Genomic DNA, 14,696 nt, shown 5'->3' with positions numbered 1-14,696 from the left:
CGGACATTGAGGTGATCTCAGCCCGCCGTCAGGACCAGTCCGCTCGTGGGGACGCCGGTGCCGGCGGTCACCAGCACCCGCGCCGCCCCGTCGACCTGGTTGACGGCCTCGCCCCGGAGCTGCCGGACACCCTCGGCGATCCCGTTCATCCCGTGGATGTAGGCCTCCCCCAGCTGTCCGCCGTGCGGGTTGAGCGGGAGCTTCCCGTCGAGTTCGAGGGTTCCGCCGCCGATGAAGTCCTTGGCCTCGCCCTTCCCGCAGAAGCCGAGTTCTTCCAGTTGCATCAGGACATAAGGGGTGAAGTGGTCGTACAGCACGGCGAGGTCCATGTCCCCGGGCCCCAGCCCGGACTGCGCCCACAGCTGCCTTCCCACGACACCCATTTCGGGCAGCGCCGGGAGATCGTCGCGGTAGTAGCTGGTCATCACGTACTGGTCCGGCCCGCTCCCTTGCGCGGCCGCCGCGATCACGGCGGGCCTGCGCGGCAGGTCACGCGCCCGCTCGGCGCTGACGATCACCAGGGCGACCCCACCGTCGCTCTCCTGGCAGCAGTCCAGCAGGTGCAACGGCTCGGCGACCCAGCGGGAGGCTTGATGGTCTTCGAGCGTGATCGGCTTGCCGTAGAACCAGGCCTTGGGGTTGGTCGCCGCGCGGGCACGGTCGACGACCGCCACCCGGCCGAAATCCTCGCTGGTCGCGCCGTACTCGTGCATGTACCGCCGGGCGAGCATGGCGACGGTCGCGGCCGGGGTCGCGATCCCCATCGGGTAGTGGAACGCGTTGTCGACGCCGGAGGAGTTCACCTGCCCCGCCGCGGCCGAGGACACCTGGCCGAACCGCATCCCCGACCGTTCGTTGAACGCCCGGTACGCGACGACGACGTCCGCGACACCGGTCGCGACGGCCATCGCGGCCTGCTGCACGGTCGCGGCCGCGGCCCCGCCGCCGTAGTGGATCCGGCTGAAGAACTTGAGTTCGGGGATGCCCAGCTCCCGCGCGACCGCGATCTCGCTGTTGCCGTCCATGGTGAACGATACCAAACCGTCCACATCGGACGGAGCGAGCCCCGCGTCCTTCACCGCGCTCGAGACCGCTTCCGCCGCCAGCCGCAGCTCGCTACGTCCGGAATCCTTCGAGAACTCCGTGGCTCCGATCCCGGCGATGGCCGCCCGTCCGGACAGGGTCATCACTCGCCTCCCAGCGTCAGCGCCACGGTGCCGACCACGTGCTCACCCAGACTGTCCACACCGGACACCGCGACCACCACGTCGTCGCCGTCCCGTTCCGTGACCCGTCCGGTGAAGGTCAGCGTGTCGTAGGCGTAGCAGGGCACACCGAGCCGGATCTTGATCGACCGGACGAACGCCTCCGGCCCCGCCCAGTCGGTGACGAACCGCTGCACCAGACCGGTGTCGGTGAGGATGTTGAGGAAGATGTCCTTCGACCCGCGCCGCACGGCGGCGTCACGGTCGTGGTGGACGTCCTGGAAATCCCGGGTCGCCAGCGCCGTGCTCACCACGAACGTGGGGGTGGCCTCGATCTTCAGCGGCGGCAGCTCGGTGCCGACCGAACAGTCCTTCATCGCGCGACCCTCCAAGCGGGCAACGTCAGTTCCTCGTCGATCTTCACGAAGGCCGCTTCCACCGGAAGTCCGATGTGGACGGACTCGGGATCGGCGTCGAGCAGCTCGCCCATCACCCGGACACCTTCCTCCAGCTCGACGAGCGCGACCACGAACGGCAGATCCTTGCCGGGAACCTTCGGATGGTGGTGCACGACGTAGCTGTAGACCGTGCCCCGTCCGGACGCCACGACGTAGTCCGGCTTCGCGTCGAAGTCGCCGTCCGGCGACATCGGGCCGGGCGGGTGCCGCAGGGTCTCGCCCCACCGCTGGATCCGCAGTTCCCCGTCACGCAGCCCCGACCAGAAGAATTCGGTGTCCTTGCTGATCACCGGCCGCAACACGGGCGCGGCCGTCTTGGCGGGTTCGGCGCCCGGCGGACGGAACTTCAGCACCCGGAACACCATGTCCGCGACGGCCTCGTCACCGACGTACCAGGTGGTCTTCGTCGTCACGAACCAGCCCTCGCCCAGCGCGGTCCGCTTCGGCCCGACGACACTTTCGAGTTTCGCGGTCGCTTCGACCCGCTCACCGTGCCGGAGATAGCGGAAGTAGTTCTGCTCGGAGTTCGTCGCGACGACCGAGGTGAACCCGGCTTCGTCGAGCACCTCCATCATCGCGCCGAGCGGGTCGTCCGACGCCCTCGTCCAGTGCAGCCCGCCCATCGTCCACACCTGCGCCATCGCGGGCGGCGCGACGAGTCCTTTGTGGACACTCTTGGCGGCGAACTCTTCGTCGACGTACACCGGATTGCGGTCGCCGATGGCTTCGACCCAGTTGTTCACCATCGCCTGGTTGACCGCGTCGCGCGCGGCCCGCGGCGCGGATTCCCCGCGCGCGGCGATGCGTTCGGCGGCTTCCTGGATGCTCATCGCGGCACCCTCGGCAGGCCCAGCCCGGCGGTGGCGATCAGCTCGCGCTGGATCTCGTTGACGCCGCCGCCGAAGGTGAGCACCAGATTGCGTTTGGCCACCACGTCCAGCCACAGCGCCAGTTCCGCGGTTTCGGCGTCGGCCTGGTCGCCGTGTCGCGCCACGATCTCCTCCAACCTCCTGGCCAGCCGCTGGATGCGTTCGGAACCGAAGATCTTGGTGGCCGACGCGTCGGCCACCGCCACCGGCCCGGTCGCCGACGACGCCGCGACCTGCCAGTTCAGCAGTTCGTTGACCCGGGCGGTCGCCAACGTTTCCGCGAGCACGGCCCTGACGTCGGGTAGCTGGAGCAACGGCGTGCCGTCCGGCGTCTTCCTGGACGCCGCCCATTCGCGGACGCGGTCGTGAAGACCTCCGATCCGCCCGGCGGGGCCGAGCATGACGCGTTCGTGGTTCAGCTGGGTGGTGATCAGCCGCCAGCCCTCGTTCTCCTTGCCCACCAGCATGTTCGCGGGGACGCGGACGTCCGTGTAGTAGGTGGCGTTCACATGGTGCGCACCGTCGCAGGTGATGATCGGCGTCCACGAATAGCCCGGATCGCGGGTGTCCATGATGAGGATCGAGATCCCCTTGTGTTTCGGCGCGTCCGGAGCGGTCCGTACGGCCAGCCAGATGTAGTCGGCGTCGTGCCCGCCGGTGGTGAAGATCTTCTGGCCGTTGACGACGTACTCGTCCCCTTCGCGCACCGCTGTCGTACGCAGCGCGGCGAGGTCCGTTCCCGCGTCGGGCTCGGTGTAGCCGATGGCGAAATGCACCTCACCGGCGAGAATCTTGGGCAGGAACAGGGATTTCTGCTCCTCGGTGCCGTACGCCTGAAGCGTGGGCCCGACGGTCTGCAAGGTCACCGACGGCAGCTGCACGTCGGCGCGGGCGGCCTCGTCGACGAAGATGTGCTGCTCGATCTCGCCGAACCCCCGGCCGCCGTACTGTTCCGGCCAGCCGACGCCGAGCCGGCCGTCGCGGCCCATTCGCCGCACGATCTCGCGGTACACCGGGCCGTGCCGCTCCCGCAGCATCGCGCGCCGCTCGTCGGCGCTCACCAGTCCGGCGAAGTACTTTCGCAGTTCGGAGCGCAACTGGTGTTGCGCCGCGGTCAGTTCGATCAGCATCGGTTCACCCCGCCACCAGTTCGCCCAGTCCGGCCAGCCGATGCGTGGCGCCGCCGAGCGTTCGTCCCAGATCCTTGACCGCCGACGAGAACCGGTGCAGCGGATACGTTTCGTCCACGCCGACCCCGCCGTGCAGGTGATGGCAGACGGCCAGCGCCGCGGGCGCCTCCTCTGCCAGCCAGTACGCCGCGATGTCGAGCTCCGCCTCGGCGTCGAGCCCCGCCGCGAGCCGCCAGACCGCCGACCGCGCGGCCAGCTGGACCGTCCGCGAGGCGACGTAGACGTCCGCGATCTGTTGCGCCACCGCCTGGAACGCCGCCAGCGGGCGCCCGAACTGCTCACGTTCGCCGACGTGCTCGGTGGTCAGCGCGAGCGCGCCGGCGAGCAGCCCGTCGCCGAACGCCACGGCGCCCGCGAGCGCGAACCGGTGCAGCGTCGCGATCGACTCCCCGGGACCGTGCCCGTTGAGGAGATCGGCGTCGGTGACGGTCACCGAATCGAGCGTCATCGTGTAATCCGGTGTACCGGAAGAGGTTCTCGTCGGGCTCAGCGTCACGCCGTCCGCGCGCGGATCGACCAGGAAGACTCCGGTACCGCCTGGCAGCGAAGCGGGCGTGAGGATCCGGGTCGCCTCCGCCGCGTACGGCACGCCGATCTTGACGCCGCTCAGGCGCCAATCTCCCGCCGATTCCGCGACGGTCGCGGGCCGGGTGCTGAAGGGTGCGGAAGGCTCGTGCAGCGCGGCGGTGAGCACGGCTTCGCCCGCGGCGACCGGCGGGAGCAGCGACGCAAGCTGGTCCGGGCCACCGAGCGCGGTGACCGGCAGGACTCCGAACGCCAGCGACGCCAGCGCGGGCGTCGGCGAGGCGACGCGCCCGAGTTCGGTCAGCACCAAAGCGACTTCGGCGACGCCGAGCCCGTCACCACCGAGTTCGGTGGGCAGCGCCAGGGCGAGCAGACCGGCGTCGGCGAGCGCGCGCCACGTGTCGCCGGGGTCACGCTCCTTGCCGAGGACGCGCGCGGCCAGCGCGGTGACCTCGGTCTGCGTCTCGTCGAACTGGAAGTCCACACTGGCTCCTCACCGGGGCGAACGGGCACAATATTGAAACCTGTTCTAGTCTTAACCGGAAGGAGCCGTGACGGCAAGGGGTGAGGAGCTAGGAGGTGGCTTTGAGCAGTTCCGCGAGGGCGTCGGGGAAATGGTCGGCGAGCGGCCACAGGTCACCGGTGAGTTCTCGGGCGCCGAGCAGGCCGACGTCGACCCTGCCCGCGTTGGACAGCACGGTGACGTTGAGCCCGGCGCCGTGGAACACCGGGCCGAGCGGATAGAGCCCGGTGATCCGGCAGCCCAGCAGGTACAGCGGCATCGGCGGCCCCGGCACGTTGGAGACCACCAGGTTGTGCACCACCGGATGCCGTTCGGCCAGGCGCAGCGCGGAATACGCGCGCACCGCGAGGCCGAACATGGTCGCCGCCGAGAACTGCGCCCAGTCCTGGAGCATGTCCGCGTCGATGGTGTGGTGATGGTCCTTGGACAGCCGGTTGGATTCCGCGAGCATGAACACCCGCGCGGCGGGATCGTCGAGATGGGTCGGCAGCGAGGCGAAGAACGCCGAGACCTTGTTGCTGCCGTGCTCACGTTCGGTCCGGCCGTGCACCGACACGGGCACGGTCGCCACCAGCGGATCCTCCGGTAGCTCGCCCCGGTCTCGCAGGAACTGCCGCAGCGCGCCGGCGACCACGGCGAGGACGACGTCGTTGACGGTGACCCCAAAGGCGTTCTTGACCTGCTTGACGTCGTCGAGGTCGAGAGAGGCGTAGGCGACGCTGCGGTGCGCGGTGATCGTCCCGTTGAACGACGTGCGCGGCGCGGTGAACGGGACCGGCATTCCCTTGCCCTGCAACGCTTTCCCCAGCCATCTCGGCACGAGTTCGAGCAGATCGGGCAGCAGTTTCACGAGCTCGACCGGCCGTTTCGCGAACGACGTCAGCCCCGCGCCGAGCAGCGCGCGCCTGCCGGGAACACCGGCGTTGCCGCGTTCGTCCTTCGCGATCTCCGGTGGCGGAGCGTCCGGGTCGAGCCCCGCGAGGTAGCTGATCAGGCTGGCGCCGCCGACCCCGTCGACGCTGGCGTGGTGCATCTTCAGCAGGACCGCGATCCCGCCGTCGGCCAGGCCTTCGATGACGTACAACTGCCAGAGCGGCTGTGCGCGGTCCAGTCGTTGTCCCGCGATGTGGGCGGCGAGTTCGGCCAGTTCCCGCCGGTCACCGGGGGCGGGTACGCCGATCCGGTGAACGTGGGCTTCGAGGTCGAAATCCTCGTCCTCGACCCAGACCGGATGCGCCAGATTCCAGAGTGGATTGTGCAGTTTGCGCCGGAACGCCGGGATCAGCTCGACCCGTTCGGCCAGCTTCTCCTTGAAGCGGTCGAAATCGTAGCCACCGGGCATGGTCGAACCGTCCAAGGTGAGCAGCCCGCATATATGCAGGACCTGGGCCGGTGTCTCCAGGTAGAGGAAACTCGCGTCCAGACCGCTCAATCTCTGCATGAGAAGCACCTTAAGTGAACTTTGCAACCCGTTCTAGGTGGTCACCCGGCGGTAGGATCGGTGTCCATGCAGCCGAGTTTCGTCGTCCGTCAGGCACTCCAGCTCGCGCTCACCGCGAACGCGCTGAAGCCGCCGCGAGGTGCGCGTACAGCGATTCCGGCGTTCTTCGCGGGCTGGCTCACCGGGGAGCTCGCGCCGCATCTGCTCGCGCTCACCGCGGCCGACGCGGCGGCGCATGTCGCCCGGCACCGGGGTGGATCGAGCAAGGCCGGGCTCGCGCTCGCGGCGGCGTCCGCGGCCGGGCTCGGCACCCTGATCGCGCAGTCCCAGCGGGCCCGCGACGAGATCGAGACCGCGCTCACCGAAGGAATCGGCAAGGCGTATGCCGACGAACTCGATCACCCGCCGAGCCCGACCGACCTCGCGACCCCGTGGGGCCAGCTCGCCATGCCGTTCCGCATGCGTGACCCCGACGTCCGGCGGACCCGCAACATCGCCTACGCGCCCGGCGGGAAGCGATTCCTGCTCGACGTCTACGCCCCGCGCGAGCCGGTCACCGGCGCGCCGATCCTGCTCCAGGTGCACGGCGGTGCCTGGGTGATCGGCAACAAGGACCAGCAGGGCCTGCCCCTGATGCTGCACATGGCCAAACGCGGCTGGATCTGCATCGCGATCAACTACCCGCTCTCCCCCGCCGCCCGCTGGCCCGCGCATATCGTCGCGGCGAAACGCGCGCTGGCCTGGATCCGGGACAACGCCGAGTCCTACGGCGGCGACCCGTCGTTCGTCGCCGTCACCGGCGGTTCCGCGGGCGGGCATCTCGCGGCGCTGCTGGCACTGACCGCGAACGACCCGGCTTTGCAGCCCGGCTTCACCGAAGCCGACACGAGCATCCAGGCGTGCGCCCCGCACTACGGCGTGTACGACTTCGCCGCGACCAGCGGACGACGCTCCAGCCAGGCCCGGCTGAAGACGCTGATCGCCCGGCACGTCTTCGAGGCGGACCGGGATCCGGTGAACTTCCTCGACGACTACATCGCGGCTTCACCGCTGGACCGGATCACCGAGGACGCGCCGCCGTTCTTCGTCATCCACGGCGTCCACGACTCGCTGGTGCCGGTGGGCGAGGCCCGCGAATTCGTGCGGCGCCTGCGGGAGAAGTCCCAGCGGGAGGTCGCGTACGCGGAGATCTCCGGCGCGCAGCACGCCTTCGACGTCTTCCCCTCGATCCGCAGCGCTCACGTCGTCCGCGGGGTGGAACGGTTCCTGGAGTGGAGTTATCGCACGTGGCGGCGCCGGGCCGCAGGTCCGTGAAGGCCTCCTTGAGGGACTCTGGGTCCCTCAAGGCCTTCACGGACTCGGCGCACACGCCTCTAGCTCCAGCAGCCCCACCAGTCACAACGATGGCGGGCGAAGGGCCCCTTCACTGCATTAGACGCAAGGAAGGACCCCTTCACGTACTTCAAACGACCAAGGCACCGGAAGGCGCCGGTCAGGGCGGGTAGATCACGTCCGTCGGCCGGGCGGAGGACGGGCCGTCGACCCGCCAGCCCTCACCGTCGCGCACGAAGCGGTACCACCGTTCGTCTCGCCCGTAACGCAGTTGCAGGTCGCCCTGGGTGATCCGGTTCCGCCAGGTCTTCGGCGTGCCCGGCAGGCCCGATTCGGCGAGGTCGGTCCTGGCCTGGGCGAGCGGCGCCTGCCCGGGCCGCCAGGCGTCGCGGACCACCGCCATCCCGCCCCGGCCCGCCTCACGCCAGGCCTGTGCCCAGAGGGCCAGATCCCGCACCGCGACCCCGGCCGCCTCGGCGAGTTCGGCGACCACATGCGGGTCACTCGCCGCCGCGCGGCGCGCGAGGTCTTCCTCGAAGGACAGCTCCACCTCTCGCTCGGGCCCCATGACCAGCAGCTCCCAGGCCCGCGCGGCGGCGTCGGCCGCCAGTTCGACGAACATCTCGCCGGTCCAGCCGGTGCGGTGCGGCGGGTCGACGTCGAGGACCGCGGGCGGCCCGACCGTGCCCGGGACGGCAGGCCGCGGCGGGAGCGCGGCTATCCGCCGGGTGTACGCGCGTTTCGGGTCCACTCCGGGCGCGGCGGGGGCACGCACCCGTTTGCCCGGCGTGCTCGCGGGGGCGCGGCGGGACCGCAGTTCCGCGAGCACGGCCTCCCTCGGCCTGCCACGCAGCAGGAACAGCACGAACGGATCGGCGTCGACCTCGTCCGCGACCAGGTAGTACACCGCGGCGACGTGCTTGCACGGGTTCGCGCTGTCGGGACAGGAGCACTTCGGGCGCAGGTCTCCGGGGCCCGGCAGCAGATCCGCGCCGACGGCCCGGGCGTCCTCGGCCAGCTCACCGGGCAGCTCGCCGTCGAGGAGGGCGGCGACATGCCCGAGCCGGGAGCCGACCATCCCGAGCAGGCTCTCCCACTGCGGCCCGGTGAACGCCCGCATGTGGATGGTCACCCGGTACGGCACCGCCCGGCTTCCCTGTACCCAGGCCGTCACCTCGCCCTCGCCGACCGCGAGCTTGCTGACGGTGCCCTTGCGCGCGTACGTCCGCCCCCGCGGCAACCGGTTCGGATCGAGTTTGGCGCGGTCCTCCAGGGCCTCGACCCACGCCTTGCCCCACCACGTGTTGCCGAAGGTGCGCCGTTTCCGCCCTGTCACGCCGGGCATCAGGGCTCCCCGAGCCGGACGAGGTCGGCGAGTTCGTCGTCGGTGAGTTCGGTGATCCAGTTCTCACCGGCGCCTACGACCGCGTCGGCCAGCCCGCGTTTGGTCTCCAGCACCTTGGCGATGCGCTCCTCGAGCGTGCCCTCGGCGATCAGCCGGTGCACCTGGACCGGCCGGTCCTGCCCGATCCGGTACGCGCGGTCGGTGGCCTGGTCCTCGACCGCCGGGTTCCACCAGCGGTCGTAGTGGATCACGTGGGTGGCCTTGGTCAGGTTGAGCCCGACCCCGCCCGCCTTGAGGGAGAGCAGGAACACCGGCACCTCGCCCGCCTGGAACCGGGCGACCATGTCCTCCCGTGCCTGGGGCGTGCTCGACCCGGACAGCAGCATCGTCGGCAGCCCGCGTTCGGCCAGGCGCTTTTCCAGCAGACGGCACAACTGGACGTACTGGCTGAACACGAGCACGCTGTCGCCCTCGTCGAGGATGACGTCGAGCAGCTCCTCGAACGCGGCCAGCTTGCCGGACCGGCCGTGCAGCACGCCTGGTTCCTTGAGGTACTGCGCCGGATGGTTGCAGATCTGCTTGAGCTCGGTGAGCAGTTTGAGCACCTGACCGCGCCTCGCCGCGCCGTCCAGCTCGCGGATCATCGCGAGGTTCTCCCGGACCACGGCCTCGTACAGCGTCGTCTGCTCGGCGGTGAGCGGGACGAACCGGTCGGTCTCGGTCTTGCGCGGGAGTTCGGGGGCGATGTCCGGGTCGGTCTTCCTGCGGCGCAACAGGAACGGGCGCACGGTCGCGGCGAGGCGCTCGGTGGCGGCGACGTCACGGTCGCGTTCGATCGGGCGGGCCACCTTGCGGCGGAACCCGTCGAGCGAGCCGAGCAGTCCCGGCGTCGTCCAGTCCACAATGGACCAGAGTTCGGTGAGCCGGTTCTCCATCGGCGTCCCGGTCAGCGCGACCTTCGCGGCGGCCGGGATCTTCCGAAGCTCCTTGGCGGTGACCGAAAGCGGATTCTTGACGTGCTGTGCCTCGTCGGCGGCGATCATCCCCCAGTCCACTTCGGACAGTGTCTCGCGATCCCGGCGGAGGACGCCGTACGTGGCGAGCACGACCTCGTCCGGCGCGACCTCGTCGAGATGCCGCCCGCCACCGTGGAACCGGCGGACCGGGATGTCCGGCGCGAACCGGGCGAACTCCCGTTCCCAGTTGCCCAGCAACGACGTCGGGCACAGGACGAGGGTGGGCCCCTCGCCGAGGGGACGGCGATGCAGGTGCAGGGAGATGAGCTGGATCGTCTTGCCGAGCCCCATGTCGTCGGCGAGGCAGGCGCCGAGACCGAGACCGGTCATCGTCGCCAGCCAGGCCAGCCCCGCCTTCTGATAAGGCCGCAGGGTGGCCTTCAGGTCCGCGGGTTGCTCGATCGGTTCCGCGGCGCTTTCCCGGATTCGCTGAAGCAGCCCCGTCACCGCCGATGGCGCGGTGAACTCGACCTTTTCGCCGTCCAGCTCCAATTCGCCGGTGAGCGCCGCGGCCAGCGCCTCGGCCCCGGAGAGCTTCTTCGCGCGATGGGCACGCACCTTGGCGAGCAGGCGCGCGTCGACCTTGACCCATTTGCCCCGCAGCCGCACCAGCGGCCGCTTCGCCTCCGCGAGCGCCGTGACCTCGGCGTCGGTGAGGTCTTCGCCGCCGAGGCTCAGCCGCCAGCGGAACTGCAGCAGGCTCTTGAGCGTGAACTCGGGCCCGGTGACGCTGCCCGGGGCCTGCGTCGCGCTCGCCTTCGCCTTGAGCTCGCCCGCGAAGAGGTCCTTCGGCCACTGCACCTCGATGCCGGCGCCGCCGAGCGCCGCGTCCCCGTGGGTCAGCAGGTCGACGACCTCGTCGTACTCCAACGTGAGCCCGGTCGGCGCGGCCGACTGGAGCATGCGGCCGAGCGGCGCCCATGCCCTGGCGCCCCGGCGCAGGCCGAGCAGCAACTGCGTCTCGACCTGCTCACCCATCCGTTCCAGCACCGCTTCGGGCGCGTCCCACAGCGTCGCCGCCTCGACGATCAGGCTCGGATCGGCGGCGCTCCGCACGGCGAGCACCGAGGCGAACGTGGGCTCTTCTTCGGGATCCTCGGGCTCGTGCACCTCCATGCGCAGGACGAGATGCGCGCCCTGGGCCTGCCGGGCGCTCAGCTCCGCCAGCCACGCGGCCCCGTCCGGGCCGACCAGCGTCGGCTCGGCCGCGGCGAACGCCGGACCGCCCGCCGCGACACTCGCCGCGGGCGTGCGGACCAGCACGTCCGCCGTCGCGTCCCAGAGCGCGCGGATCAACGACTCCGGCGAATGCAGCCGGATCCGCTTCAGCCCGGACAGCGGCAACGCGTGCGCCTCGGGAGGCAGCGCGGCGGCGAGCCCGCGCAGCATCTCCTCGTCGGCGACGTCGAGCGGTCCGACCCGCCACGAATCCACCCCGGCGGGTGAGGCCGCGGGCAGCAGCCTTCCGCGGGCGATGAGGTTCACCCCGGCTTCGGCGACGGCCGACCACGCGGCGATGGCCGGGCTCAGGTCGCCGTCCGCGGTGAGCAGCCGCGGAATCGCGCGCGACAGCGGGACGAGTGCCGCGTCGACCTTCGTGCGCCGGAAGACCTTGTTGTCCTTGCCCGCCGGAAGCACGAGTTCGATCGCGGTGTCACCCGCTACGCCGTCTCCCCAGAGCGCCAGCACTCCGTCCCGAGGGGGATCCGAGGGGACGAAGGTGGCCTGGGTTCCTGTGCCGAACTCCACGACCCGCACGTTAGAGCACGGGACCGACAGCTGTCGGGCGCCGGTGCCATGAAAGGTCCTTTCCTTGCCAATTTTGCAAGGAAAGGACCTTTCATGGCACGCCAAAGTGCCGCGACAGGGACTTTCAGGACCGAGGCAGCCCCAGCAACCGCTCGGCCGTCAGCGACAGCAGCACCTGCGTCGTCCCGCCCGCGATACTGAGGCACCGGGTCAGCAGGAACTCGTGCTGCGCCGGGTCACCGTCCACGAGCGCGTTCTCCCCCAAAGCCTCCAGGGCGAACTCCGCCACCGCCTGCCGATGCCGCACCCCCAGCAGTTTGCGCACACTCGACTCGGCACCGGGGTCCTGGCCGTCGAGCCGCCGCAGCGTCGCCCGCAGGTCCAGCACCGAACACGCGCTGCCGTCGGCGATCAGCGCGCCCAGCCGGTCGAGGTCGGCGTCGTCGCCCAGCGTGGCGAGCAGATTCTCGACGCCCTCCCCCACCGCCGATCCGCTCCCGAGGGCCACGCGCTCGTTCGCCAGCGTCGTCCGCGCCAGCCGCCAGCCGCCGTCGACCTCGCCGACCACCATCTCGTCCGGGACGAAGACGTCGTCGAGGAAGACCTCGTTGAAGACGGCGTCGCCGGTGATCTCGCGCAGCGGGCGCGTGCTGATCCCGGCCGCGGTCATGTCGACGAGGAAGTAGGTGATCCCCTTGTGTTTCGGCGCGTCCGGATCGGTGCGCGCCAGGCAGATCGCCCAATCGGCTTCGCGCGCGAGCGAGGTCCACACCTTCTGGCCGTTCAGCAGCCATCCGCCGTCGACTCGGCGGGCCGTGGTGCGGAGCGACGCGAGATCGGAGCCTGCCTCGGGCTCACTGAACAACTGGCACCAGGTGATCTCGCCGCGCAGTGTGGGCACGGCGAACTGTTCGCGCTGCTCCTCCGAGCCGTGTTCCAGCAACGTCGGCACGGCCCAGCCGCCGATGACCAGATCCGGGCGGCGGACACCCGCGCCGTCGAGCGCGGCGTCGATCCGTAACTGCTCGGCCGCGGTGGCGCCCCTGCCGTACGGGACAGGCCAATGCGGCGCCAGCAGTCCCGAATCGGCCAGCGCGACCCGGCGTTCCGGCTCGGGCAAGGCGGCGATCTCGCCTACCAGGGCACGGAGTCCGGCGTCCTCGCCGACGTCGACGCTCAACGTCCGGCGGTCGCCGCGCAGCGCGAGTCCGGCGGCACGACGACGCCAGCGGGCCGAACCGCCGAGCCACTGCCGCAGGGCGACGGCCCGCCGCAGGTAGAAGTGCGCGTCATGCTCCCAGGTGAAACCGATACCGCCGAGGACCTGAATGCAGTCCTTCGCGTTGGCCACGGCCGCGTCGAGCGCGTAGGCCGCCGCGGTCGCGGCCGCGAGGGCGTGCTGCGCCGGGTCTTCGGCCGCCCTCGCCGCGTCCCACGCGAGCGCGTCGGTGGCTTCGGCCCGGCACAGCATTTCCGCGCACAGATGCTTGATCGCCTGGAACGACCCGATCGGGCGGCCGAACTGTACCCGCACCTTCGCGTAGTCGACGGCGGTCCGAAGACACCATCGTGCGATCCCCGCGGCCTCCGCGGCGCCGAGTGTGGCGGCGTAGGAATCCACCGGCAGCGCCTCGAAAACGGCTTCGGGCCGCACCTTCGCGCACCGGACCCGGCCCACCGGCCGGGAAACGTCGAACGGCTCGCACCGCTCGATGTCCACTCCGGACGCTCCGGGTGGGATGAGCGCGGAGACGTCGCCGTCCGAGACCAGCGTCCACGCCGACGGGTGAACGTCGAGAGCCGGGCCCGACTGGCCGTCGACCACCGAATCCGAGATACGGAAGGCGCCGCCGAGCACCACCGCCAGCCGTTCCGTCCCGTCCGCGAGACCGGGCAGGATCTCCTTGGCGGCCTGGGGAATCGTCGCGAGCAACGCGCCGCCCAACGCGGTCCCGAGGACCGGGCCGGGCACGAGCGCTTCGGCCGCTTCGGCGAGCCCGGCGGCCAGATCGGCCAGTGTGCCGCCTGCGCCGCCGACGTCTTCGGGAATCGCCACGCCGAACAGCCCGAGTTCCGCCAGGCCTGGTGGCACCTCGGTGATCCGGCCACTTCGGACGGCGTCGACGGGACGGGCGGAAGCCGCCCAAGCCCGGATCGACGCGGCCAGCGCCGCCTGTTCCTCGGTGAGCGCGATCGACACGGGTGAGACCTCCTGCTCGGACCTACCCGCGAGTGTAGAACGTGTTACAGTTTCTTGCCCAGTGGGTCACGTCTTGAACAGTTCGTCCGCTTAGGTACGCTACGTGAGGAAAGTGGAACAAGTTCCGACGAAGGGGGACGTGGCGATGCCAGGGAAGGCCAAGGCACCCACGAGCGCGAAGACGCGCAGCGGCAATGGTCTCTCCGCGCTGGGCGGCGAGGAACTCGGCTCCGCGGCACAACGCGACCGGCGGCGCCGCATCATCGACGCGACCCTCACCCTCGCCGCGAAGGGCGGCTACGACGCGGTCCAGATGCGCGCGGTCGCCGAGAAGGCGGACGTCGCGCTCGGCACGCTGTACCGCTACTTCCCCTCGAAGATCCACCTGCTGGTTTCCGGGCTGGCCAGGGAATTCGAACGCGCGCAGGAGAAACTCGACCGCGCTGCCATCCCCGGCGACACCCCGAGCGAACGACTGATGTTCGTCCTCGGCCGCAACACCCGGCTGATGCAGCGAGACCCGCACCTGACCGAAGCCATGGTCCGTGCGTTCATGTTCGCCGACACGACCGCCGCCGCCGAGGTCGAGCAGGTCGGGCGGCTGATGGAGAACATGTTCGCCAAGGCCATGGGCATCGAGGACCCGACCGAGGCCGATCGCGACATCTTCCACGTCATCGCCGACGTCTGGATGGCGAACCTGGTCGCCTGGGTGACGCGGCGCGCGTCGGCGGCCGACGTCGCGAACCGGCTGGAGCTGTCGGTGCACCTGCTGCTGGACAAGAACGTCTGAACGCTATGAAAGGTCCTTTCCTTGCGAAATTTGCAAGGAAAGGACCTTTC

The 14,696-nt window shown here is 70.4% G+C and carries 11 protein-coding genes; 2 read left to right on the top strand and 9 right to left on the bottom strand.

Going from position 1 to position 14,696, the window contains the following annotated elements:
• Positions 1-17: 17 nt before the first annotated feature.
• From ACFVM3_RS15540 to ACFVM3_RS15515, 6 genes are all read right to left on the bottom strand, one after another.
• The gene (locus tag ACFVM3_RS15540) at positions 18-1,187 is read right to left on the bottom strand and encodes a lipid-transfer protein (protein WP_378439163.1); all 1,170 of its coding nucleotides are present in this window, start codon (positions 1,185-1,187) and stop codon (positions 18-20) included.
• Complete coding sequence (locus ACFVM3_RS15535; protein WP_378439161.1) at positions 1,187-1,582, bottom strand: MaoC family dehydratase; 396 nt, start codon at positions 1,580-1,582, stop codon at positions 1,187-1,189. Before ACFVM3_RS15535 ends, ACFVM3_RS15540 begins: the two co-directional genes overlap by 1 nt.
• The gene (locus ACFVM3_RS15530; protein WP_378439159.1) at positions 1,579-2,493 is read right to left on the bottom strand and encodes a bifunctional MaoC family dehydratase N-terminal/OB-fold nucleic acid binding domain-containing protein; all 915 of its coding nucleotides are present in this window, start codon (positions 2,491-2,493) and stop codon (positions 1,579-1,581) included. Before ACFVM3_RS15530 ends, ACFVM3_RS15535 begins: the two co-directional genes overlap by 4 nt.
• A complete protein-coding gene (locus tag ACFVM3_RS15525; RefSeq protein WP_378439157.1) occupies positions 2,490-3,662 on the bottom strand; it encodes an acyl-CoA dehydrogenase family protein in 1,173 nt (390 codons plus the stop codon). Before ACFVM3_RS15525 ends, ACFVM3_RS15530 begins: the two co-directional genes overlap by 4 nt.
• Positions 3,663-3,666: 4 nt before the next feature.
• The gene (locus ACFVM3_RS15520) at positions 3,667-4,731 is read right to left on the bottom strand and encodes an acyl-CoA dehydrogenase family protein (protein ID WP_378439155.1); all 1,065 of its coding nucleotides are present in this window, start codon (positions 4,729-4,731) and stop codon (positions 3,667-3,669) included.
• 88 nt (positions 4,732-4,819) lie between these two features.
• Positions 4,820-6,211, bottom strand: a complete 1,392-nt coding sequence (locus tag ACFVM3_RS15515) for a wax ester/triacylglycerol synthase family O-acyltransferase (RefSeq protein ID WP_378439153.1) — start codon at positions 6,209-6,211, stop codon at positions 4,820-4,822.
• Positions 6,212-6,277: 66 nt separating this feature from the next.
• Here ACFVM3_RS15515 and ACFVM3_RS15510 point away from each other — a divergent pair, with 66 nt between their 5' ends.
• The gene (locus ACFVM3_RS15510) at positions 6,278-7,525 is read left to right on the top strand and encodes an alpha/beta hydrolase fold domain-containing protein (RefSeq protein ID WP_378439151.1); all 1,248 of its coding nucleotides are present in this window, start codon (positions 6,278-6,280) and stop codon (positions 7,523-7,525) included.
• A 178-nt stretch (positions 7,526-7,703) separates the two neighbouring features.
• Here the strand turns inward: ACFVM3_RS15510 and ACFVM3_RS15505 are convergent, their stop codons facing one another.
• From ACFVM3_RS15505 to ACFVM3_RS15495, 3 genes are all read right to left on the bottom strand, one after another.
• Positions 7,704-8,888 carry an SWIM zinc finger family protein gene (locus ACFVM3_RS15505; RefSeq protein WP_378439149.1) on the bottom strand — a complete coding sequence of 395 codons (1,185 nt, stop codon included), beginning with the start codon at positions 8,886-8,888 and terminating at the stop codon, positions 7,704-7,706.
• Positions 8,888-11,662, bottom strand: coding sequence for a DEAD/DEAH box helicase (locus ACFVM3_RS15500; protein ID WP_378439147.1), 2,775 nt, complete (start codon positions 11,660-11,662; stop codon positions 8,888-8,890). Before ACFVM3_RS15500 ends, ACFVM3_RS15505 begins: the two co-directional genes overlap by 1 nt.
• Before the next feature lie 115 nt (positions 11,663-11,777).
• Positions 11,778-13,853 (bottom strand): acyl-CoA dehydrogenase family protein, encoded by a 2,076-nt coding sequence (locus ACFVM3_RS15495; protein ID WP_378439145.1) that lies wholly within the window; start codon positions 13,851-13,853, stop codon positions 11,778-11,780.
• A 145-nt stretch (positions 13,854-13,998) separates the two neighbouring features.
• On the opposite strand from ACFVM3_RS15495, the gene kstR reads away from it, so the two are divergent.
• The gene (kstR, locus tag ACFVM3_RS15490; RefSeq protein WP_378439209.1) at positions 13,999-14,646 is read left to right on the top strand and encodes a cholesterol catabolism transcriptional regulator KstR; all 648 of its coding nucleotides are present in this window, start codon (positions 13,999-14,001) and stop codon (positions 14,644-14,646) included.
• Positions 14,647-14,696: the final 50 nt, after the last annotated feature.

Source organism: Amycolatopsis sp. NPDC057786 (assembly GCF_042797905.1).
Taxonomy (GTDB): Bacteria; Actinomycetota; Actinomycetes; order Mycobacteriales; family Pseudonocardiaceae; genus Amycolatopsis.
This window is presented reverse-complemented; position numbering and strand designations above follow the sequence as displayed.